Consider the following 23,197-nt stretch of genomic DNA (forward strand, 5'->3'; position numbering starts at 1 on the left):
GTCACGCCTCGTTGCTCGAAAGCACGCCGGCCGAGGCCAGGCGATAGGGCTGCACCGTCACCGGCTGCGCTCGATAGACAGGGCGCCGCGCGGCAAACATGCGGTACTTGGCAATCCGCACGATGCTCACCGCATCGCCCTGGTTGCCGCCCAGCACGTGATAGGCCGACTCGTCCTCCGCCACATAGAAGCCCACATGGCCGCCGGAAGGCCGCCTGAACGTCAAGATGTCGCCTAGCATGGGTGTGGGTGCCGCAACCCCGAATTTCGCCCAGGAGAGCGCCCAGAGCGGCTTTTCGACCACATCCCTGCCGGCCCGCTTGGCCACGATCGCCGCGAACAGTCCGCACCAGGGGATGCTATCGGCGCGATAGTCGCGCGCCACGTCGCCGCCCAGCTCGCTCGCCCAGGCCAGGATCACGGGATTGTTGCCCGTGCCGGCCAGCTCGCGCGTACCATAGAGCTTGAGCGCTTCATCGATCATGCGCGGCCGCCCGGTCATGCGATCGAGCCATGCGTATTGTGCTGGCAGTGCCATCTTATGCATCTCCCCTTTTCGATGCCGCTTTTTCCGCCGCCACGATCAGGGCCGCCGTCTGCTTGGCATCGCCCAGGCCGGCGCTCACCGCGCGCAGTCTCATCAGCTCGCCCTCGGCATTCGCCAGCTTGTGCTCGAGTTCGGTAATCCGGCCAGCCTGCTCGATCACCAGATCGCCCAGCCTTTCCACTTCTTTGGTCAAGTGGCCGATCAGCGCGGCCGTTGCCGCCATGCCGGTTGTCTGACTTTCGTTTGCCGCACGCTTGCGATCGGCCATCCCGCGCACCCACCAGATCAAAGCAAGCCCGAATAGCGCCCAAACGCCGGCCCCGCCGGGCGTCAGGCCGGGAATGTTGAGAAGATCGTCGCCATGGACGTCGACCACGGGCATGCTCGCCTCGACCGCACTTTGAGCCACGATGCGCGGCTGCGCCATGTCGCCAGCCTCGCTCATGGTTGGATCAGGTCGATCGCGTCGATATCGCCCGCGCGGTTGGCATTAATCATCCCATCCTCCTACACGAGCCGAACCCAGCCATCGCCGGCCGAGTTTTCGCGGTACTGAATCTGCACGTCGCCCCACGCGCGAACCGGATCGGCATCGCCATCGAGCACATAAGTCGTGGCTTCTTCCGGCGCCGATACGTCGGCGGTCAAAACGGCACGGTGGGTATCGTCGGCCAGGGGCACCAGGCCGATCAGCAGACCGGCGGGGCCGTACCCCGCTGCGATAAGGCGTCGCCGCTTTTCGCCCGCGCGGAATACGCTCCAATCGATATCGCCAGGAGTCAGCAAATCGCGGAACGCCATCTGCCCGGTGTCATCCCCGCGCGTCACAGTGACAGTGCGGATCGTATAAAGCCGCTCGGCGTCGTCGCTGTACGCGGCATCGGCATTTACCGCTGCGTTAACGCTGGCCAGCGCGGCCAGCAGGTTATCATCTTCGATGATCATGCGTCCGCCACCTCTGCTTGCCAGCGCAGCGATTTCGTTGCGCCAGGATCGGTGTAATTGATCCGAAAAGTTGTGGCGTTGATGCCCGAAACATAGAAATCGCTCGTCCAACCGGAACTTAGCTTGGTGAAAGAAAAGTCTGTCGGCGTCGCGGAAAGCCCGTGCGTCACGTCAACGAACGTCGTGCCGGCTGTTATTGAAACGGTGCCCCGCGCATCAAGCAGAACGCCGGGCACAGAGCCAGAAGCCTGCTTGTAACCAAAACGCTGCGTGTTTACCGGCTGCGCGAAAAGTGTCGTAACGGAACTATATCGGTTGTAGCCGTTGAAGTAGCATTTCACCCCATCAACCAAGGCGTCGCTTTGCAGAAAATAATTACCGCTTAGCGTTGCTGATGTTTTATTAGTGCTAGACCCGTTGAATACGAGCGTCGCGGAAAGCACCGTATTGGCCGTAAAACTAATCGAGCTTGTGTCATTACATCCGTTCAGGCCGCGCTTAAAATCGATCGGGTAGTTGACGTATTCGAAAAAATTTCCGGCGATGTTGGCCATATGGAACGCGCGATAATCGCCGCTCGTGTCTGGACGGCTAAAACGAATGCCGCCAGTCAGAGTGGTCGCAGCGTTAGGGCCGCTCATGAACTTGCCGATATGGTTACCGACAAGCGAAAATTCCCATATCGAGTAGCTACAAGCCAGATCGGACTCGATGTAAATGTTGCAGGGCGTGAAGTCCGCATTTGGGACTTTACCGTTGTAGAGTTGGTTGCGCGTTATGTGATAGTGATCTTCGTTTTGAATGCTGGTTGTAGGAGTTCGCAAGTAAATGCACGCACCGTTGACGTTGATATTGCAACGATCGATGTAGACCCACTGCACCCAATTGGTTTTGATACCGTGGGTCGCTGTGCTGCCGTCATTTGTGAACGGCCCGATCGTGCAATAATCGATCGTCGTGGCGTCGGCGTAATCCAGCAGTATGACTTCGCCGGCATGATTTCCACCTGGCTGCATGCGTAACTGACTAAGGCGGCAATTCTGAACTTTCGTTCCAGTCTTGCTGATCTGACCCAAACCATTGACCGGCCCTGCCGTCGCTTGGCCGAAAATGATCCTGGCGTTATTGCGGGCCGAAAGGCTTGAAAAGCCGTTAGGGTCGCCAACAATCGCCGCGCTATCGCGGAGCACACGTAGGTCTGAATAGAAGAGAAACGACGTTCCGGTGCAGGGCACATAGAGCGTTCGACCGTTTGCCGCGTTCAACCAAGTGATGGCCGCTTGCAGGGCCGCAGTGTCATCGGTACTCGAATTACCGATAGCGCCGAACCATCGAACGTCCGCCCAATTGATGACGGCCGGCGCGCGCACCCACGCGCCGGCCGCCCCCGTAGGCGCGCTCGCGGGCGCGACGTAGAACGCCTGCGGCGTATCGGCCGCCACTTGCGTCGAGAGGTTGCCTGAAGTCCAAACAAACGTGCCGGATCGACCGGCTTCCGCCAGCCAGGCCGTTTGCCCCGGCGACGGGATCGCCAGCGCGGCCAGTGCCACGCGCGACGATGCGATCAGCGTGCCGCTGGTAAGCAGCCCAGGGTCCAGCCCTACGGCGACGATGGCCCCCAGGTTATCGAACGCCGCGAACTTGCTGATGCGGCTCGCTAGCGGCGGCAGCACCTGCCCTGTTTCGCCCCATGGCACTTTTACCGCCCGGTCGAAAACCTCACTGACATCGACATCCTGTTCCTGGTCGATCAACATCGCGCGGTCGACGGTGGTTTCGTGCGTTTCCGCGGGGAACCGGTCGTTGGCCACATAATCCGTGGTTTGCGTGCGCGGCGTCCGCCGTTGGATCGTGAGCGTGCTGCCCGCGATCGAGGCCGTGAGCGTCAAGGTCCCGCCCGCATCCGTGGCGCCGCTGGTGGCAGACCAGTTAACGCCATAGCTCAGGGTGCTCTGCACGCCCGCCGCCGTTGTCCGCTTCACCACAAGGTGCGTCGGATCGAGATAGCGGAACGGCACCGGGAAATCCAGGGTGACGCCGTCCTCGGCATAGCTAACCGATGGAGTCAGCGCGGCAACGGTCATATCGTCCCTCCGTCACGAAACGGCCGGAAGTCATGGCGAACCTCCGGCCGATCCGCCGCGCGTGTCGAGGGACGCGCCGCGTGTCGCATTGCTCATATCAGGTCCGCGACTCGGGGAAAAGTCCCCCGGCGCCCACCAGTATTCGGTGCCCTGTTCCTGCGCCCATCGGGCCGCGCGACGCCAGGACTGGCGGTAGTTCGGGTCGATGGCTTCTTGCAGTTGGTCGGCCACTTGGCGATCGAAGGCCAGGCGCCCATACCACAGCGTGCCGCCCGGTATCTGCCGGCGTAGTGCTTTCAGCGTCGCACCCTGCTTGTTCTTGGCCGTCGCGATTGCGGCCACGTCCTGCACGTCGGAAACCAGCGGGCCGGCCAGGGTGCCGGCAAGGCCGCCGCCGGCGCGATTGGTCGTTGAATTGAGAAAGTCACCGAAAATCGCGAAGCCGCCGCCCTGGATCAAGGCCTGCCCCCAAAACGCCGGGTTCTTTCGCGGGTCCATGCCACGTGGATCGCGGCCCGCGGCCAGGTCTTTCAGCGCCAGGGCAACCGCACCCATCATCGTCGTGGCGATCGTCAGGCCGGCCATATAGCGCAGCCGGTTCGGACCGGCCATTTGCATCACGCGCTGCATCTGCATGTGCATCACGGAAATGCCAAAGCCTTTGAACAGCGCGGCCGATCGGATGATTTCGCCATGCCAGGTGCCTTTCGGCGCCGCTGAATTGATCATCGCTCGCGTGGCCAGGTCGGTCACCGGCACGGCATAATCGGTTTCGCGCGCGATCATTTCCAGCAAGCGATCGCCCAGCGCGCGGCTCTCGATGTTCTGCGGCTTGATCCATGGCACGCCGCGGTCCATTTCCAGCGGCGTGGACCTAATCATGTCCCACTCCGCCGCGCCGAACCCATAACGCTCAAGCAGGCCGCGAAAGGCGGGATCGAGCGCGTCGAAGCGCTTCACGCTTTCATCGGTAATGTGGCCCAGCATCTCCATGCCGAATGCCCAGCGACCAGCCTGGGTAAAGCGCGCCAGGCCAGAAGCGCGCAACACCCCTTCCGCCAGGCGCCGCGTCGTTTCCCCCGTCAGTTCCTCGCTCAGATATCGTCCCTGCGATGCCGTGCGCGATGACCATTCCTCGGCGATCAGGCCAAGGCGCACCGCCAGTTTTTGATCCTCGATCGCGCCCGGGCGGAACAGCTTGTAATAATCGCCCAGCATCGTGTGACTGGCCAGGCCGTTGAACGATCGCGCGCGCCATTGGAAACCGAAATCCGTCACGGCCGATAGCATGGCACCGCCCAGCTTCGTTGCCGTCTGCCAAGATCGCAGAGCCGAAAAGGCCAGCGCCAGATTGCGGTTTTCCGGACGGCTGCTGGCACCGGTCAATTCGGCATAGAGGCGGTCGATCTGCTTGCCCGCGGCATGCGCCCTGTCCACGGCCTTGCTGTCCGGCGTCGTGTCCTCGGCCGCGCTCTTGGCGATCGATCCTTTCAACCATTCGATGGTCGAGGCCGGGTTCGGCCCAAGGATTTCCATCATCGCGATATCGCGCGCCATGCCGTCGACGTGGCCCATCATGGCATCGAAAGCATTGCCGGCGCCGAATTTCTCGGCATAGGCCATCCAGTCGTCGGCCGACTTGAAGATCAGGAAGCGCCCTTCGCCGCGCCGGTTGGCCAGGGCGCCACTGCCCACGCCGCCCGCGGCGCGGTCGTTCCAGCCATCGGTCCTGATCGTTTCGAACACGTCGCGCAGCGCGAGCTCGAGCGACTGATCGGTGAAGGGCAGGCCGGTGCGGTTGTCGATCATCCGCGCGCGGTCGAGCCGGGGCAGTATCTCGGCCTTCCACGTGTCATAGCCGGCAGCCCGCACCTGGCGGCTGTCATGGCTTTGCGGCAGGCCCCAGCGATCCAGCTTGCCGATGTCGCCGCCCGCCGCGTTGAACCGCTGCCGCAGCATTTCGGCCGTCTGCATCCACGCGTCGGCCAGCTCGCGCGCATTGGCGTTCCCGCTCTCTTCGCCGAACAGCTCGCGCACAATGTCCTCGAGCTGCGCGCGGTTGCGCACTTCTCCCAGGATATTGCTGGAATGCTGGGCCAGAATATCGTCCATCATGGCATGGGCGCGGCCACGCACGGCCCGCTGGCGCCCATCGACATTCGAATAGGATGCCCGGCCGTCACCCCCCAGGAAGGCCGGGCCGGCGGAAGGATCGATTGGGCCACCGCCAATGCCGTCAGATCCCTTGCCGCCATTGAAGCTGCGCATGTCCATTTCCATCCGCTGCCGCGTCTGGATCGTCAGCCCCGCCAGCAACCGCTTGCGCGCAGCCTCTGCGGTCAACGCCTTAATCGCGGCATCGGTGGCCATCGCCTCGGCCGCCTGATCCCCGAACTGCCGGCGAAAATCCTGGGCAAGCTCGTCGAACAGCGCGCCGGCCCGGTCGGCCTGCTCCTGGGTCAGCTTGCCATCGGCCACCAGGCCGGGAAGGCAGGGTTTCATGCTCATAACAGGCACCCCTTGATCGCATCGATCGCCGCCTGGTCGGCATTGAGCTCGGCCTCGATCTCGGCAATGGTGCGCGCGCCTTTGCCGTCGCCCAAGTCGAATTTAGGCTGGTTAGCCGCATCGAACAGCGGCGAACCCATTGTGCCGTCCTGGTCGACCTTGGCGCGCATCGGCCCATCTGCGCCCAGCTGAGCCTGCTGGCGCTGGCGGTCCGCAATGTTGGGATCGGCCTCTGCCCGCACGTCGTGCCACACGCTCTGCGCGACTTCCTCAACGCCCTTTCCTGCGGGATCGTCGAACGCCTCGTGCGCTTGCTTGTCGAAAAATGCGAAGCCGCCTTGGCCGGCCGCTTCCAGCTCATCACGCGCTGCCGGCGTTACAGCGCCGGGTTCCCCTTCACCCGCTTGAGCTTCATCGTCAGCGATGCCTGTGCGTCCGCTTCCGCCAGGCTGTCCGCCAGGCTCGCCAGCATCGCGAAGCGCGCGCTCATCGGCGAGGGCTTTGGCGAGATCGAGTTGGCGGAGCTCGGCGACGACATCGCGGGTGACGGCTGCAAGGGGCTCGCCTTCGGCGAGGCGCTGCGCGGCGCGGTTGAAGAGGTCGCTAACGGCATTCCCCTTCCTTAGCGCAAGTGCATCCACCAGGCCAAGCGCATTCGCATTGGCCGCGGCTTCCGCCCGACTGGCCGAAACGTCGATACGGTTTCCGGCCTGGTCCAGCGCTTCGGCATTGCGCGCCGCCACGCCGAAAGCGCCTTTCAACTTCCGCAACTCGCCCAGCGTCTTGTCGAGCAGCCGGGCCTTTTGCGCAAAGATCGACGATACCATGCTGCGCGTGCCGAAAAGCTCTTCCTGCGTTTCGGCGTGGAATCCTGCATCCATCGCCTGTCGAACGATCGCCTCCGCTTGCTTGCGGTTCGGCGGATCGGTTTTGGCCAGCAGGTCCACAAGCGCCATATGCGTGGCCGGATCGGGCGCCAGCGCGCCGATCGCGGCGCCATAGTTTTCGGGGATCACGTCGTTGATCACCGCGCCGAAAGCTTCGTCCGAAAGGCTCGCCAGCGCCTTGCCGTCGCGGATCAAGGCGGAACGCGGCGGCAGCGACTTGAGCAGATCGGGATCGAGCCCCACTTCGCGGAACACTTTGGCCGCGTCGGCCGCGCTCCCGCTGCCTTCGCGAATGTGTTTCAGCGCGGTAAGCGTTCGCGCATCGGCCGCGGTAAAGCCATCCGATTCGCGCAGCACGAAGGCATTGAGGCGGATATCCTGCCCAGGATCGGCGGCGGCGATCCGTTTGGCCAGACCTAGGCGCTGGTGACCATCGGCGATAAGGCGCCGGCCGTCGTTCGCTTCCCACACCGTCACCATGCCGGCAGACATGGGGTCCCATTGCTCAACACCGCGCAGGCGTTCAGTCACGCCCTGGGCATCGCCGCCGGATTTGAACTGCATGAGCTTGGCATCGACCCCGATTTCACCGGGGGTGAAGCTGCCGATCGGCACCTCACGGCCGCCCGCGATCAGCTGTGGCCGCACTGCATCCATCGCCTCTGGCCGGATAAGCAGCGGATCGATGCCTTCGGGCGCGATGGCCGCCGGCGCGTTGATTGCAGCGCCGCCGCCGGTTCGCTCGTTGAACTTGCGGACATAGCCTTGCGTTTCCGCCGGCAGGTGGCTTACCCAGTTTTCGGGGCGGCCTTCCGCCGTCGCCCGTGCGATGGCACCGCGCACGCCAGTGCCCCGCTTCGCGCTGCCTTCGCCGGCATTGTAAGCGGCGGCGGCCTTCACCGGATCACCGTCGAACTTGCGCAACAAATCGCTGTAAAGCGCTTGCCCTAGCGCTTCGTTATAGGCCCGGTCGCTGCGCAGGCGCGCCGGGTCATAGGGCAATCCGGCAAGCCGTGCGGCTTCCGGCGCGGTCCCTGGCATCAGCTGCGCCGGCCCGATCGCACCTGCGGGGCTGGTACGAAACGAACCGTCGGGCGCAAGGCCACCCTCGATGTGCAGGATCGCGCCCCATGCGCGCGCGAAATCGGCGGAAACGGCCCGCGCCGCCGGGGCCACGGCCGGCGTCAGGTCCGGGGCTTTCGGGCGGGGCAGGGCTTCCAGATGGTCGATTACCGACTGTATCCGGCTCGCGTGCGCATCGATGGCTGAGTAAGTCTGGTGGAATGGATTGCTTTCGCCGATATCGGCAGAGCGCTCTAGGATGTTGAGTGCTGCCGCTTGCTGCGGGCTCGTTGCCCAATCGCCTTTGATCGATTGGCGAAACGCATCGGCAAGTCGGCGATCGCCACGTGTCGGGTCCACTTTGTCGAGCAGCGCGCCGCCTGCCCTGGCTATGGCTGGCGGCCCATAGGTCAAGGCACCCGCAAAGGCCGCGTTCGTGGCGCCCGACATCACGAGATCGCGGCCAAGATCCTCGCTGCCGTATTGCTCGCCCATGTTGGCGCGCGATCGCGCAACCTGCGGCGATTGCAACGCCTGGCCCAGCACGCCGGCGGCAAACTGCTTGGCCAGAAAACCAGTGAACGACGTGGCCCCGCCGCCAAGCGGGATCTGCGCCAGATTTTCCGGCGATCCCATGGTGGCAATGCCGAACGTCAGGCCCGGCAGTATCGCCGAACCAGCGCCACCCTGTGCCGCGGTTTCCATGTCTTTCACGCGGCCACCCTTGCGCGCATAGGCCCAAGTTTCGAATTCCTTGCGCGTGGCCGGAATATTGGCAAAGGCACGCGGATTGGCGCGTCGTGCTTCCTGGACATCGGCCCACAACGCGTCATAGCGTTCGGGCGATGTTTCCACGGGTTGGAAATAGCCGCCCCATTCGGGGTTGCGATAGCGCGATCGCGGCCGCCCTGACGCAACGAGGGCATCCTCAAGATCGTTGAAGCCCTTAACCAGGTTGTTGTAATTGCCGGCCTCGTCATCGTCGAGGTTCAGCCGCCAGTTGGCTTTTGCCGCGTCCCACCAGCTCACCGGGCGCGTATCGGCCTGATCGCGCCGGGTGAACACTGGCGAGGCCGGGTTCACCTCATAGGCATCGATCGGGTCGCTCACTGGCCGCCACCCGGGCGGAATTCCCAGACGCCACCCGCCTTGCCGCGCACTTCCCGATCGCCGACGAGAAATCGATAGGCACCGTTTTGAACACGAACAGGATAGGCGTTGCGCAGATTCACGATCGAGCCGTCGGGGTTGCGCGGCGCGCTTTCAGGATGCTTGGCCACGAAATCGAAGACGCGGTTGGTGAACTGCTGCGCAGTCATGCCGCCTGGCACCAGGAACGGATGCCCCTGCCAGCTGCCCAGGCCGCCTTGCCGCTGCCCATCGGGCCCGACCGAACCCAGCGCCTCGTTGACAGCCTGATAGAACGTGCCGGGGGCCACTGGCGCGCCCTGTTGCCGCACATGATACGCCATGATGTCGCGCGCGGCTTCGATCACGCTTTCGCGATCGGCAACCGGGAAGCTGGCCATGGCCTGGTGGAGGACGTTGCGCGTCGTGGCGAATTTCGCGCTGACATCGGGATCGTCGTTTTTGAGCAAAGCCGGATCGGCCTTGCGCGCAGCCCGGCCTTCGATCGCCATGTTCTGCAGCGCCGGGGCCAGGGTTACCACGTGCTGCAGCCACCCATCCTGGGGTGCAACTTGCCGGGCCGCCGCGCGCGCCGTTACGCCGCCGAACATCGAAAGGGCGCTGGCCACCTGCCGCGTCCCGTTTGCCCCGCTGGCCAGCGTCGTGCTCAAGGCTTGCGCTTCATTCGCGGAAAGGGGCGCCATTGCACCATAGGCTCCCACCATCGTGCGCACCCATTGCGCCCGGGCCTGCACCGTCGACGGGTTCGACCAGTCGATCGCCGGCGGCTGCTCGCCCGGCTTGCCGTTCTGGATAACGAAGCCGACCGGATCGGCGTTATAGCGACTATCCAGCGCGCCGGTTTTATCTTGCAGCCATTTAAGCTCCGCTTGCTGATCGGCGGTCCGCTTGCCTTCCGGCACGCCCTGCAGCTGCGAAATGCGATTCTGCCGCTGGATCGGCGTCGCCACATTCCACACTTTGGCAAATGAGCTATTTCGGGCGAGGCCCTGCAAATCGACAACGGTGGACGTATCCCCGATCGCGCTGGCTTGCTGGATGAGCTGGGGCAACTGCGCCGAAACGTCGATGCCCTGCGAATCTTGCGCCTTGACCGTCGCCACGCTTTCACGAAACGCGGCTTTGGCCACCGCCTGTTCGCGTTCCGCCGCCGCCTCTGCCCTGCGGATTTCCACTTGCGTACCGCTCCGCGCAGCATCGATCTGCTCCGGCGTCAGCACGTCGTTGAACGCGCCGGCGTCTACCAGGGCAAGCGCGGCCTTGGGGTTGGTGTCGTTCAAATGGTTGATGTAGGAAATGGCGTATTTCTGGTCGCCTTCGCGCAACAGCTTTTCCCGCGCAACCGGGGTGATGTTTTTCAAACCACCAACATAATCGTGCCAGGCTTTGACCTCTTGCGCATAGTGCTGCGGGTCCATGCCCTGCCTGATCCGGTTCGCGCCTATGTCGCTCACCGTTGCGCTGTCGGTAATAACCTTGGCGATCCGCTGCGATTCGGCAAACGTCAACTCGCTGTCGTGCAGCTGGGCGTCATAGGCATCAAGCTGCTGGAGTGCGCGATTGCGCACACTTTCTTCGGTTATACCCGAAAGTAGAGCATCCCGCGCGGCCTGGTCGGCCTGCTGCGCCAGCTTGACGTGTTCGGCATAGTCGGGGCTGGTCGGGTTGTTGCGCAGCTGCTCGACAATCCCGTCCATGTTCTGGCGGTGCAGCGCGAACCGGTGCGCGAAATCTGCATTTTCCCGATCGGCCTTCAACCGGCGCTCTGCCTCATAGTCGCGCAACTCCGTCTGGTGGATCGTGTCGCCCAGCGCGGCTGCGCCCTTGAACATCGCCGCGCCATAGGTTTCGGGCGTGGCCAGGGGCATTGCGGCCCCGGCCTGGGGCATCACGCGGGCGTCATATCCTTCCTCCACCGGCATGGATCAGCCCGCCCCTGCCGCCGCGCTCGATCCCGATCCGGCCGATGCCCAATCCGAATATGCACCTGTCAACGTCGCCCCCGCCGAAAGAAACGATCCCCACATGTTATAGCGGCCCTGTTGATAGCGCATGTCCCCCTCCGCGCGCAGTGATCGCCCTTTCATCATCGCGTCGCGGCGCACCTGCATCGTATCCAGCGTCGCGTTGATCTGGCTTTCGGTCAGGGCGTCCAGCGCGCTCCCGCTGTCGCCGGTAAAACCGTTGGCCCCCTGTGCGGCCGCCTGTTGGCCAATGGCCTTGCGCGCCTGTTCCTTGATGCGCAGGGCCTGGGCATTGCCCGCGTTCTCTTCCTCGCGCGCCTGGCTATACAGCGCGTCGCGGTTCTGCCGCCCCGCCTTGTTGGCGGCAACCCCGCCTAAAACGGTGCTCGCGGCCGAAAGGCCCGCGCCAACCATCTGCATCAGGCCGCCTCCCTCATTGCGCGGTCGCGCAGCGCCGGGGCAATCCGTTCCATCAGCATCACGCTTTCCCCATTTGCGCCATAGCAGCGCAGCACGTGCGCCGGCGTGAAGCCCAGCATGCGGCCCCATCGCATTTCCGGCGTGGGCCTGGCACAGGCCAGCGCCACGATCTGCCCGGGGTCGAGATCGGGATGCCGGTCGATCAGGCCTTCCACATCGTGGCACCGCGCCAGCAATTCCACGCGCGGAATGTCGCACGTGGCCATGCAATCGCGGGCAAAGCGCGTCACGGCCAGGTGCGCCGCGCCGATGCCGCGCGCCAGCATCGCCCAGCCTGTCGCGTGCATCCCGCCGAATTGCTCCACCACGCCAAAGCACGCCACCACGCGGCCGCCCTGGGTCGCCGCCCAGGCGATCGGGCCTTCGCGCATGCGGGCAATCTGTTCCTCGCCCGGTGCGTAATCCAGCCCCAGGGGCCGCACCTGCGAAGGCTGCAGATCGATTGAGCGGATATGCGCGCTGCGTAGGGGTACAAAGCGAACCTCAGGCATCGCGCTGATCCATGTCGATGTTCAGCATCGCCGCCGTGATGATCGCCGGCAGCGGGTCGCTCGATGTCCAGGTTATCTTGCCCGCGCGGTCGAATTCGGTTTCGACCAGGCCCTGAGTGTCGCCGGAAAACAGCGGTATCGGGCTGTCCATATAGTCCGAAGCCGATCGATCGAGATCTTCGAGAAGATCGAGCGTGCCCATGGCGCTGCCAACTTTCAGGCCCATGGTTTCCAGCAAGCGCAAAACGACTTTGCGCACCCGTTGCTTGAGCCCTTGCGATGTGCCGTTCGTGGTCTTGATTTCGGGCGATAGCGTGGTGGCGGTCGCCGTAAAGGGAAGCCCCACGATCAAGGTATAGGCCGTGCTCGGAACCGATCCTGTCGGAAGGTTAAGCGAACCGTCGGCGGCCACTGTCATGCCGGGTATCACCGCGCCGCCCGCCAGCACGGAAACCGCCTGCCCCGCCAGGTGCGTCAATCCGGTGAAGCTGGTCTGCCCGCCGGCGGCGCTCGCGCGCACCCCGCCGTCGACATAGAACGCCTGCGCCGGGTCGGTGCCCAGCTCGCGCCAGGCTGTCTGCCGCCAGATCTCGCGCCGCATGCCGCTAGGCGTCGCCCGCGATACCAGCACCCACAGTTCATCGCTCTTGCCGTCGCTGCCGACAACCGAAACGGCCGAAAGCACTTGCGCATTCCCGCCCAGCTTGAACCGGGTGAAGCCCTTGATGTTCAGCTTCGTGTCCGAATGCGCCACGATCTGCCCATCGCCGCGCACGGCAAACAGCATGGGCCACGGCACGCGTTGATAGGCAAGCTGCACCACGCCGCCGGCCGTCACATGGCGCGCGGCCGCGGTGATATCGTCGGCCACATAGCGGTCGCGCGAAAACTCGTATGACGATGTGCGCAGCCGCCGCCCGCCCCGCTCGACGAACACCGTATCGATGCCGATCTGTACCGGGCGCACGGCTTCGCAGCCATAAAAGCTCTGCGGCTCTGCCTCGATGTTCGATCCCGAAAGGGCCTGCTGTTGATTGAGCGGGCCGATCGCCAGTTCCTTGCTCGCCGTGCCCACCAGCAAGCGGCGATCCGCCGTGATCCACAGCGGGGGGTCTTCGGTCGCCAGCGTCCGCCGAAACGAAAGGTCGGCCGCGGTGATGCCGCTGTCGGTAAAGGCGGAATAGTTGACCTGGCCGCCGCCATAATCCCCCACCACGCTGCCGATCACGTCGAAATCCTTGACGTCGATCCGCCGCCCTTTCCACAGTGCCACCAGGCCGGGCCACCCCTCTGCCGCCGAAAAGCACGAATGCGCCCAGCGGCGGCTCGCCACGGTCTGCAGGCTGTCCGGAACGCGGCGCTTGACCGTGCCCGTCACCTGCGTTGCGCTGGTAAACCCGGTGATCTGCACCACGCCGAATTTGTCGTGGCGATAATCCCACTTCACGCCATAGGGGCCCTTGGCGTTGAGCACGTCGTTGCGCAGCTGCCCGTCGTAATAGGCACCCTCGGTATGGGTGGGCTGCACCGATCCTGTCTTGCCGCTGGTCAGCGCGGTATAGACCTTGCCGTCGCTGCGCACCTGGTCGCCAACGGAAACGCTGTCCATCTGGGCTTCCCAGGCCTTGATATCGGCAAAATCCTTGGCCTGCATCCGGAACAGGCCGCCCACGTGCCCGGCCTTGAAAATACCGCTCGGCGCCGTGATCGTCACCGCGCCGCCGACGGTCAACGTACCCGCAACGGATACCGAGATTGCATCGTCGGTATTGTCATCCTTGAACGGCCCGTTGTTCAGGGTCAGCGTTTCATAGCCGAACGTGGTGGCCGTCAGCCGCTTGATCGCCCCGGGCGCATAGGCCGGATGATTGATGTAGAGCCGGTCATAGTTCTGTTGGGTCGAAAGTGCCGGCGCCTGTGCCGCGCTATAGGGAATGGCCAGTTCATAGGGCGTGGCCGGATCGCTTTCGATACGGCCGCCATTGGTATAAAACCGCGCCTTGGCCTCGCTGAATTCCACCACGTATTCCTGCGTGGTGGAAAAGCGGAAGGCGCCCAGCCAACTCGCCGTCGGCGCGGCATCGCGGATATATTCGAAACCGGCGCGCTTCACCAGCGGCCCTTGCGCCAACGCGATAAAGTTTTCGCACGTGGCAAGGCCATAGGAATAGTTGTCGGTATCGACGCGGCCCTGCATCAGCGGGTCGATTTCGCCGGCCAGGAATCCGGGCAACAGGTGCCGCATCAGTATGGCCCCCAACGCGATGCCGAACCAAGCCGCGCTTCGATCCAGCTGCTTTCTTCCTGCTTGATCGGCGGATTTTCGCGGGCGTCCTGCGCCTTGCTGTCGTTCAGCGCGTCTTGATAAAGGCGCCAGCCCATGTTCGCATCATAGGTCGAACCAGCAATGCGCCTGCCGATCGTGAAGGCGATGCGCTTGGCAAAGGCATCGGCAAAGCCATCGTCCCACAGCGCCGGCTCCGGCACGTCGTACAGGTATCGGATATAGAGCGGCGCGGCCGTGTCGCACAGAATCTTGCCGCTTTCCAGCTGATAGCTGTCCCGCGCCGTATCGTTCAGCACTTCGAGCAGCCGCAGGCAGTCCGCCGGCAGTTGATAGGCATAGGTATAGGGATAGGCCACCGCGCCGGTGAGCGAGGGCAGCCCAGCGCGTTTCGTGGCAAAATTCCAGGCGCCGTCGCCGATCGTCGCCCGCCGCTGCAAGTCCCACACGGCTTTCACGTTGCGCGCCAGCACCCGGTCATCGTCGGGGCTGGTGAGCCGTGCATCGGTGCCGATCAGCTGGGCCGCTAGATTGGCGATCTGTACATAGGAAGCCACCGGCCGCCCCCTTTAAATCGGCGGCCATTTGCCGGCGAAAATCTTTTCCTTGATCTCGTCGATCAGCACCAGGGCCTCGCCCTTGGTCAGCTTGGTCTGGTCGATGTTGATCGAAATCGTGTCGCTCTGCGCTTCGGCGGTGCCGGCGGCGACGGAGATGTTTTTCAGGTCGACCTTGCCGCGCTGGGCGGTGAATTTCCATTGGGGCATTCGGCTTGCTCCTCATGCATTGTGGGGGGAAGGCGGCGCCTCGACGCAGCCGCCCTCCCCCCGCCGGCCCGGAGCGCAGGCCCCGGGGCCGGAACTCACTTGATACGCGCGATTTCCAGCTCGCTTGTCAGGTTCACCGCCGCGCCGATGCCGGCCACGGCCACGGTCCAATAGAGATCTTCGTCGGCCGTCAGCGGCACTGCCGCCGCGGCCGAGGCGCGCGGCCCCATCGCCGTCGGCGTGTCGGTAACGGTCAGGGTCTTGGCGTTGACGTATTTCGTCGGCGAGGCGATCGTGCCCAGCGACATCGTCGTGGTGCCCAGCGACGTATCGACGTTAAGGTGCACGCGCCGCAGGCTTTCCCCGGCGCGCAGCGTGCCGGCATAGATCAGGTCGCCCACGGCATAGGCCTGGGTCGTGGGCTTGGCCGCCACGATCGTCACCAGGTCCGCACCGACCTTGCGCCCATCGGCGCGATCGGCGGGAAATTTCGTGCCGTCTTTCACGCCGATGAAGCTGTCCAGATAATAGGTTGGCATCGTAAGATTCCTTGTCCTGCGTCAGGGATTACGCTTCGCTGTTCAGAATGATGCCGCAGCGGCCGGCCTGGGTGCGGGTGGCCGCAAGCGTGGTGCCCGCGAAAACCTGCTTGGCCAGAATCTTGCCGGGCATCAGGTCGATCGACGTGGTGACGCGGTTCCAGAAATTGCCGCGCATCCCGCCTTTCACCCAGAACGGCGTCTTGCGATAACCACTGCCATCCACCGAAAGGGTGGGAATCGTCACCAGCGCCGGGTTCGCCAGTTCCAGCGGAATGATGTTCCAGCCCAGAATGCGCCGGATGATCCCTTCTTCCACCACGCCGCCGAACGCGCCCTTGAAATCCTCGCTCGTAGCGGGCACTTCGGTCAGCAGATCGTCGTTCTGCTCGGCCGTCAGCACCATGTAGCGGGGCAGCGTCATGTCGACGAAACCCTGCATCAGCATCTTGTTGGCCGCGCGCAGCTTGGCCACGTTCATGCGCTGCGCACCGCTGGCGCCGCCCGTGGTCACCGGCACGGTCTGGCCGGCGGGAAATGCCGTCGTCGTGGTGCCGTCCTTGCCCGAAATGATGTTGCCGTAAAACCCTTCCAGGATACGGCGATCATAGGCGCGCTGGATCACGCCGGCCGCGCCCTGGGTATAGGAACCGGTCAGCTCGATCGCGGTGGAAAGCTGGTCGCTGCGGTCGACCAGCACCGCGTCGTACAGCTCGTTGGTCTTGGGCAACCACACCCCGTCATGGGTGTTGTTGTTGTACTTCGTGTCGCCGTGGCGCTCGTCGGCTTCCTGCGGCGTATTGTTGCCGATCAGATCCTTGACCTTGATCTTTTCGGCGCCGGTATCGTCCGACCAGTCGCAGGCCATCATCAGGCGCGATTGCTGCTGCTGCAGCACAAGCTCGACATTGTTCTGGAATTTGATCTGGAATGTTGCGGGTACGTTGACAGACATGGGCCTGCCCTTTCGTCAAAACGGTTGATCCGAGTTGCGAAGGGCGAGTGGCCCGATGGGCCGGCCTCTCTATCGTTTTACGCCCGCGGTCGGCGGCTGTCTCCACAGCGGGGCCCAGGGCCGGTTTCGGCGAGTCCGGGACTTCGATCTACTCCGGGAGGGGGACAAACCCCTCCCGTTTCGAATGCGCGCAAAAATGATTCATGGCAGGCTTGGCGTCAAGTGGCTTTTCAGCCCATCCGCATCTTGCGCTCCTGCTCGGCGGCGACAGCCTCGATCGCGCGGTTGTATCGGGCCGCTTCCGGCGATCCCGGAACCATGACTTTCGCCCCCAGCGCCATGTCCTTCTTCACGCTGTCGAGGTACGCTTGCGCCTCGCTGGCAGAAATGCCGAATCGCTGCGCCCCGCCGCCGCTGGCCATCATCACGTCTTCCGCCAGGCCGGAACCCAGCTTCTGAAAGATATCCATCGCCCGCCCCGCGCCAAGCGCCGATCGAACCGAAAGCGCTTCGTCACGCGTCAGTCCCAGCGCCGCCAGGCCGCGGTTCACGTCCTGTTGCCTGGCCGGCGCATCGCGCCCCCACTCGGTCACTTTGGCCTGGGCCTCCTGCTGGGCCTTGGCATCCGATTGGCCCAGCTCTTCAAGCTGCGCCTGCACGAAATCCTGCACCAGCGCGTCATAGGCCGCCTTAGGTACGCCGGCCTGGTGCGCCACCGTGGCCAGCCGTTCCAGCAACGGCGCGTTCAGCTTCACCGGCTCGCCATCCGGCCCTTTCAGCGGTTGCCCATCCGCGCCCTTTGGCACGGGCACTTCGTATCCCTTGGCATCGTCGGGCACGCCGATCGCCTTGCGATACGTGGCAATTTCCTCCGCGTTCGCCCCTTCGCCGGGGATCTTGATCCGCCCGCTGTCATGCAAAGCGCGCTGGGTATCGAAAAACCGCTTGGCCAGCGTGCCGATATCCTTGACCCCGGCCGCCTTTACCCGATCGCGCAGGCTCGCGCTTTCGCCTTCGCCCAGCTCCGATGGCAGTTGCGCATACCAGTCGGGATCGGCCGCGCCGCCATCGCCGCCCTGGCCGCCCAGGCCGCCATCACCGCCGCCATCCTGGACGCCGCCGCCATTGCCGCCCGCCCCACTGCCGCCATCGCCGCCACCGAAAACGCCCGAAAAATCCGCTCCACCGCTGGCGCCTGCAGCGCCGCTGTCAGAATTCTGAAAGTCCATCGTCAAGCCTCATGAGTTTTTGAACGGTCGCTTCGTCCAGGTTGAGCATGTTTATGATCCGCATCGCCACTTCGCGGCGTCCCTCGCGCCGCGCCATGATCAGCGGTTCTGTGTCGAAAATCGTGCCGTGCTCCAGGAAACAGAACTCGCGCAGGTCGGCCAGCACGTGCTCGCCCACCGCGCGCAGCTCGCCGTTCTCCCCGCGAAACAGCCAGTTGTAGATCCAGCGCCGGGGGATCGCGCCCGCGAACAGTTCCTTGAACGATCGCGAAAGCATGATCGCCCGGTGCCGCAGCTGGTTTGCCGCCGTCACCGCCATGTCACGCCGCCTCGCTCAACTGGTTGCCCTTGGCGATTTTCTGATAGGCATCCGCCGCGGCCTGCATCTGTTCGGCCGATTGCGCCTGCTGTTCCTTTTCGGCACGGGCCTGGCGGATCTGCTGCACGCCCTTGAGGTCGCGAATATACCTCGGCTTGACGCCGATTTCCTCGGCCATGCCAGGGATCATCTCATCGGTATCCAGGTAATCGTACACGGCGCCGCCATCGACCTGGGCGATCGGCGTGATCGCCTCAATGAACCGCAACGTCTTTGCCGTGCTTTCCACGCGGGCCATGGCCGCCAGCATGTTCTCGTATTCCACGATCGGCCAGGCGCCGGCTTCCCGCACTTCGGGCGGAAAGTCTTCCAGCTGGCCCCAGCGGATCGCCAGGTCCAGCTCGCGCTGCGAAACCGGGTTCTGCTTTTCGGTTTCATACCGGCTCGCGAACGGCCGCACCAGGATGCCCTGTTTCGACATCACCTCGAGCACTTCCGTCGTGGTCATCCGTGAATTGGGGTCGGTCAGGATCTTGTAGAACTCTTCGAGGTAAGGGGTGCGCAGCTCGCGCCGCTCGGCCTCCATCATTTCGATCGTGATCGGAATGCCGTTTTCGCCCCCGGGCATGCGCGCCACGCGCGCCCGTCCCATTTCGTCGACCAGGCCCGGGTTCATGCCGCCCGGCTTCGTCGCCAGGCGCGTGATGCCATCCTCGTTGTTGAACAGCAGCGCGGGATCGACCGCCTTGTGCGCCGCGCGCAGCGTCGTGTGCTTCATAGCATTCAGCCCGTGGATCGTCGGCAGCATCTTGATGCTCGGCGATCGGCCGTACTTTTCGCCCGCGCTGGTCATGTGCCGCGAAACCGAAATGGGGCTGGTGTGATAGCCCTTGCGCCGCAGATAGATTTTTTCGTCCATCGCCAGATAGCGCGAGGCGATCGGGAACCGGCGCCAGTCCAGCTTTTCGCGGTCCCAGCTCCGGTTCGGCGCCACCACGTGCAGGATTTCGAATTCCGTCTCCGGCTTGTTCTCCTCCAGCGCCTTGAGCATCTTGGGCGTGAGCGCGTCTTTGCCAAAAAAGCTTTCGATCTGCCCCACCGTGCGCACATAGCGACGATCGATCGTGTCGACTTCGCCTGCATAGTCCACGTCGATCGTGCATTCCGAAAGATGCAGCACGCGATAGAACAATCCGGTGCCGTCGGGCTTTACATCGGTCCAGAACGGGCTCGTGCCATAGCGGCCCAGCTGGTCCCAATCCTCGTTGGCGGCAATGCCGAACCCGGTCCGCGCCGCATGGCGAATGGCATAGAGCCGCTTGCCCGCGTTCTCGCACCACAGTTGCACCGCGCGGATTTTCATCAGCTCCGCATCGGCGAACCGCGGCTTGATGTAATCCTTTTCGGCGGGCGTCGTGATGGCCACACCAGCGGCGGCAAACCGCTCATTGGCGGTGATATGCGTCGAATCGAAATTCTGTTCTCCACGGATCGCGCCCGGGCTCGTCTTGTTGAATCCGCCGGCCCCGTCAGGAAACCGGTCATCGATCTGGCGCCACGTACTTTCCCACGGTGACCGCTCGCTCCGGCGGCGCTCATGATCGCGGATATCGGCCTTGGCCATATCTTCATCCTGCAGTTTCTCGTCCATGAACGCCGCCTTTCAATTTGATATCAGATAATCCCGCTCCACCTGGGCAGAGTGGGTGTGTCGTGTTTTCACGTCAGAAAACGATATCCCCCGCCAGGCTCACTTTCGAACCCGGGGCGATGCGCAGGGGGGACATCCGCTTGCGGTACGCCATCAGCTTGCCATCGAGCAGCAGGCCATAACCCACGATCTCGACCAAGCCGCCGGCGCCGGTCAGCTCGATGTCAACCCCGCGCAATTGCAGCCCGGCCACCGTCACGGACCAGGCATCACCGGTGATGACGCGCGCCGGAATGCTCAGCTCGCGCTTGCCGTCGCTGAACGCTACTTCCACTTTGTCGGCCGCGCGCACCAGTTGCAGCAGCTCGAGCGGCGCCAACGGCTCGCCATCGGTTTCGCCGATCTTTCGAACGCTGGGCGCCTTGGCCGATTTTGCCTTGGGCGCACTGTCCTGCGCGGCAAGCTTCGCCTGCAATTCGTCGCGCTCTGCCGCCAGCTTGCGATTTTCTTCCTCAAGCGCATCGATCTTGGCTTCCAGGTCGGAATTGATCGCCGCCAGATCGGGGGCATCGCCCGCGCCGTTTTCGGTCGGTCCCGCCTGCTGATCGCCCGCGCCATCCTGCTCAATAGTTTCTTCGCTCATGTCCTTCGCCTTTCCTTCCGTTGAAAATCAGTTGCCCAGCACCAGCTTGCCGGTCGAACCCGTCGCAGCCTCGGCCCCGCGCGAGCCGGTCAGCAGATCGGCCGCGCTGCCCTGCCGGCGGGCAAGCGCATCGTTGGCCGCAACCTCGCTCGCTGCATCGTCGCGCGTCACCGTTTTCGGCGCATCGTACGTCACTTGCTGGCTTTTACCGCCCAGGCCGAATATGCTTGCCACCGCACCAATCAGTTGCATCTCAATAGCCTCCTGAAAAAACGTCAAAATCCGCATCGTTGATAATGGGCTGGCCCGTGCCGCGCGGGCGCCCGCGAATGTCCGAAATCACGTGCTCGCCCTCGACGCCGGCATACTGTTCCGCGTCGCACACGTGCGTGTAGATCGTGTCGGCCACTTCCAGATGGCCGCGTGTTTCGCCGGCCTTCATGTCCGCATCGCGATAGCGGTAACCGCCCAGGTGCCCCCGAATCAGGTGCTTGCACGCCGGGTCGACGGCATAGCCGTCATGGTCGGCCTGGGCTTTCCAGATCGCCTCGTGGCGCAGCGCCTGCCGGTTCGTCTTGGCCTTGTGCGCCTTGTGGCCCAGCGCCTTTTCGAACGCGCGGATCCAGTCGCGATCGTTGTCCTCATTGTCGCTGGCCCGCCAGGCCGCCGGGTCACCCACGAAGCGCACGCGATCGGGATCGACATCGGGAAAATGCTCGGCCATCATTGCCCGCACCATCTGGCCAAACGCCGTTGGCCCGATCTTTCGCAGCGTCTTTCCCGCCTCCAGGAAGCTCACCGCCTCGCGCAGCGATCGGAAATAGCCTTCCGCCGTGCGCTGGCAGGCCACGGCCGAGGCGAACAGGCCCTGGTCGAAGCCGATCACCAGCATGCGCCGCGGATCGAACTCGATCTTGCGCACGTGCCGGTCGAAATCGAACTGCGGATAGACCGGCTGCCCGTGCTGCATCGGCACCGGGCGGTTGTCGATCATCCGCGCCACGTAATCGGGCCGATGCTTGTTCAGCGCCGCCTGGATCGTGTAATAGCCCTTGGGCAGGTTGTGCAGGTTTTCGGCGGCCGGTGATCGCCCACCAGGCTGGATGAACACTTCGATCAGCGGGCGGCCCTGCAGAGCTTCGACCAGCTCGGCATCGAACAGGTCGGCAAAGTCGTTTTCATAGGCGAGCGGATATATCCAGTTATCGATATACGGCGCGTTGAGCGCCATGATGATCGTCGGATCGACCACCAGCTTGGGATCAAGCTCTGAAAATCGGCCAACACGGCCTGACAGGAACGATAGAAGATCGGCGGGCTGCAGATCCGCCTCGTCGATCATCACCGCGTTGACTTCCCACCCGCGGCAGGCTTCTTCGACCGACCGATCACCGATCGCACGAAATTCGATTTCGAAATGGCAGACGTCGTTGGGCTCGCTGGTGACCGGATCGGTGCCCAGGATCAATGTCAGCTTATGCGTATAGGGCGCCTTCCAGGTGAAATCGCCATCGCTTTGGGCGTGGATGCGAAACCAGCTCGGCAGCGTGTTCTTTTCCAGGTTCGGATAGGTTTCGCGGATCACGCCGACTCGTGCGCGCCGGCGGATCACGCCCTTTGCATCGCGGCGCCCACCCTGCATCATCCCGATCCGGCGCAGCTTGCGCAGGCAGGTCATCGTCTTGGCAGACCCCACCGGCCCGATCGCGATCTGCACGAACGCCCGCGACAGCAGCAGGCGGTCCGACACGGGGCCAGGCGAATTCAGCCGGCGAATTTCCATGTCCATCAGTCCTGATCCTCACGAAACGGCATTATGCCCAGCGGCTCACCGTCGATCGTGACCACGGGGCCGGCCTGGCCGCTGCTGATTTCCTCAACCACCATCACGCCGCGGATCGTCGCATCGACCGCCACCGGCTGCTTGCTCTCGAAGTAGGGCAACAGCGCCTCGGCACACCGCACGCGCAGGCTCTGCGCATCGTGCAGCGACATTTGCCGCTTGGAGCTGTCGATCATGTACGATTGCGCCACCAGCTCTTCGGGCGGCGTGCTATGGATCTGCATCAGCGTGATCGCGGGATGCTGGCCGAACTGCATCAGATACCGCCGGAAGTCCTGCGTTCGCCGGTTCTGCACTCCCTTCGGCCGGCCGCGCCCGCGCCTGGCTTCGCGCAGCACGGCAACCTTGCCGGCGCCCTCGCCCAACCGTTCGCGCGCAGCATCGATGTCGTCAGCCGTCAACGGTTCCAGCAGGTTCAACTGCTCTTCCTGTTCGGCCGCCTCGGCCAGCAGGGCCTTGGCCTGGTCGACCATCTCTTTGACCACAGCCTTGTCGCCGCTTTCAGTTGACATCGTTGGCGCCCCCTCTAGCGTGACGATTCTGGCAGCGCGCCAGGCCACCACCCCAACCCCGGCCCGCCGCTGCATCCCAACCACCGGCCGTTTCCCCAACCCCGACCCGCCTTGCCATCCAAGGTTCAGGGCGCTTTCCGGCCATGGTCGGCAAGGTCATCGGGCCAGCCGGCCCCCGATGCCGATCCAAATTCCGGCACGGTAGCGCGCCAGCATGCTCGGGACCTCGGCCGCCGCGAATGGGGGCATAGGGGGGGGCCTCGGCCCCGATCGGCCGCGCGGCCCCGTTCAGCCTGACAGGCTTACGACCCATGCCGGAAAGTCCAAAGATGCCAGTG

The 23,197-nt window shown here is 64.0% G+C and carries 21 protein-coding genes; all 21 read right to left on the reverse strand.

What is annotated here, in order from left to right; genetic code table 11:
- Position 1: 1 nt before the first annotated feature.
- The gene (locus AC3EDY_RS08100) at positions 2 to 538 is read right to left on the reverse strand and encodes a TIGR02594 family protein (RefSeq protein ID WP_488571975.1); all 537 of its coding nucleotides are present in this window, start codon (positions 536 to 538) and stop codon (positions 2 to 4) included.
- Position 539: 1 nt separating this feature from the next.
- Positions 540 to 992, reverse strand: coding sequence for a hypothetical protein (locus tag AC3EDY_RS08105; protein ID WP_488571976.1), 453 nt, complete (start codon positions 990 to 992; stop codon positions 540 to 542).
- A 62-nt stretch (positions 993 to 1,054) separates the two neighbouring features.
- Positions 1,055 to 1,492, reverse strand: coding sequence for a transglutaminase-like domain-containing protein (locus AC3EDY_RS08110; protein WP_488571977.1), 438 nt, complete (start codon positions 1,490 to 1,492; stop codon positions 1,055 to 1,057).
- Entirely contained in the window at positions 1,489 to 3,576 is a 2,088-nt protein-coding gene (locus AC3EDY_RS08115) for a glycosyl hydrolase family 28-related protein (RefSeq protein ID WP_488571978.1), read from the reverse strand. Before AC3EDY_RS08115 ends, AC3EDY_RS08110 begins: the two co-directional genes overlap by 4 nt.
- A 30-nt stretch (positions 3,577 to 3,606) precedes the next feature.
- Positions 3,607 to 6,084, reverse strand: coding sequence for a hypothetical protein (locus AC3EDY_RS08120; RefSeq protein WP_488571979.1), 2,478 nt, complete (start codon positions 6,082 to 6,084; stop codon positions 3,607 to 3,609).
- Positions 6,081 to 9,143, reverse strand: a complete 3,063-nt coding sequence (locus AC3EDY_RS08125) for a transglycosylase SLT domain-containing protein (RefSeq protein ID WP_488571980.1) — start codon at positions 9,141 to 9,143, stop codon at positions 6,081 to 6,083. Before AC3EDY_RS08125 ends, AC3EDY_RS08120 begins: the two co-directional genes overlap by 4 nt.
- Complete coding sequence (locus AC3EDY_RS08130) at positions 9,140 to 11,104, reverse strand: hypothetical protein (protein WP_488571981.1); 1,965 nt, start codon at positions 11,102 to 11,104, stop codon at positions 9,140 to 9,142. Before AC3EDY_RS08130 ends, AC3EDY_RS08125 begins: the two co-directional genes overlap by 4 nt.
- Positions 11,105 to 11,107: 3 nt before the next feature.
- Positions 11,108 to 11,566, reverse strand: a complete 459-nt coding sequence (locus AC3EDY_RS08135) for a hypothetical protein (RefSeq protein WP_488571982.1) — start codon at positions 11,564 to 11,566, stop codon at positions 11,108 to 11,110.
- Positions 11,566 to 12,117 (reverse strand): hypothetical protein, encoded by a 552-nt coding sequence (locus tag AC3EDY_RS08140; RefSeq protein ID WP_488571983.1) that lies wholly within the window; start codon positions 12,115 to 12,117, stop codon positions 11,566 to 11,568. Before AC3EDY_RS08140 ends, AC3EDY_RS08135 begins: the two co-directional genes overlap by 1 nt.
- Positions 12,110 to 14,362 (reverse strand): phage tail protein, encoded by a 2,253-nt coding sequence (locus tag AC3EDY_RS08145; protein ID WP_488571984.1) that lies wholly within the window; start codon positions 14,360 to 14,362, stop codon positions 12,110 to 12,112. Before AC3EDY_RS08145 ends, AC3EDY_RS08140 begins: the two co-directional genes overlap by 8 nt.
- A complete protein-coding gene (locus AC3EDY_RS08150; RefSeq protein WP_488571985.1) occupies positions 14,362 to 14,958 on the reverse strand; it encodes a phage connector family protein in 597 nt (198 codons plus the stop codon). Before AC3EDY_RS08150 ends, AC3EDY_RS08145 begins: the two co-directional genes overlap by 1 nt.
- Positions 14,959 to 14,970: 12 nt before the next feature.
- Positions 14,971 to 15,168 carry a hypothetical protein gene (locus AC3EDY_RS08155; protein ID WP_488571986.1) on the reverse strand — a complete coding sequence of 66 codons (198 nt, stop codon included), beginning with the start codon at positions 15,166 to 15,168 and terminating at the stop codon, positions 14,971 to 14,973.
- Between the two features lie 95 nt (positions 15,169 to 15,263).
- Positions 15,264 to 15,707 (reverse strand): hypothetical protein, encoded by a 444-nt coding sequence (locus AC3EDY_RS08160; RefSeq protein ID WP_488571987.1) that lies wholly within the window; start codon positions 15,705 to 15,707, stop codon positions 15,264 to 15,266.
- Between the two features lie 28 nt (positions 15,708 to 15,735).
- Positions 15,736 to 16,662, reverse strand: coding sequence for a phage capsid protein (locus tag AC3EDY_RS08165; protein ID WP_488571988.1), 927 nt, complete (start codon positions 16,660 to 16,662; stop codon positions 15,736 to 15,738).
- 230 nt (positions 16,663 to 16,892) lie between these two features.
- Positions 16,893 to 17,891 (reverse strand): hypothetical protein, encoded by a 999-nt coding sequence (locus tag AC3EDY_RS08170; protein WP_488571989.1) that lies wholly within the window; start codon positions 17,889 to 17,891, stop codon positions 16,893 to 16,895.
- Entirely contained in the window at positions 17,872 to 18,210 is a 339-nt protein-coding gene (locus AC3EDY_RS08175; RefSeq protein WP_488571990.1) for a Bbp19 family protein, read from the reverse strand. The genes AC3EDY_RS08170 and AC3EDY_RS08175 overlap by 20 nt, the downstream gene beginning before the upstream one ends.
- A gap of 1 nt (position 18,211) precedes the next feature.
- Positions 18,212 to 19,861, reverse strand: coding sequence for a portal protein (locus tag AC3EDY_RS08180; protein ID WP_488571991.1), 1,650 nt, complete (start codon positions 19,859 to 19,861; stop codon positions 18,212 to 18,214).
- A gap of 73 nt (positions 19,862 to 19,934) precedes the next feature.
- The gene (locus tag AC3EDY_RS08185) at positions 19,935 to 20,504 is read right to left on the reverse strand and encodes a hypothetical protein (protein ID WP_488571992.1); all 570 of its coding nucleotides are present in this window, start codon (positions 20,502 to 20,504) and stop codon (positions 19,935 to 19,937) included.
- A gap of 27 nt (positions 20,505 to 20,531) precedes the next feature.
- The gene (locus AC3EDY_RS08190; RefSeq protein WP_488571993.1) at positions 20,532 to 20,756 is read right to left on the reverse strand and encodes a hypothetical protein; all 225 of its coding nucleotides are present in this window, start codon (positions 20,754 to 20,756) and stop codon (positions 20,532 to 20,534) included.
- A gap of 1 nt (position 20,757) precedes the next feature.
- Positions 20,758 to 22,293 carry a hypothetical protein gene (locus AC3EDY_RS08195; protein ID WP_488571994.1) on the reverse strand — a complete coding sequence of 512 codons (1,536 nt, stop codon included), beginning with the start codon at positions 22,291 to 22,293 and terminating at the stop codon, positions 20,758 to 20,760.
- Complete coding sequence (locus AC3EDY_RS08200) at positions 22,293 to 22,934, reverse strand: hypothetical protein (protein ID WP_488571995.1); 642 nt, start codon at positions 22,932 to 22,934, stop codon at positions 22,293 to 22,295. The genes AC3EDY_RS08195 and AC3EDY_RS08200 overlap by 1 nt, the downstream gene beginning before the upstream one ends.
- Positions 22,935 to 23,197 lie beyond the last annotated feature (263 nt).

This window comes from Novosphingobium sp. DS6-6, from assembly GCF_057784975.1.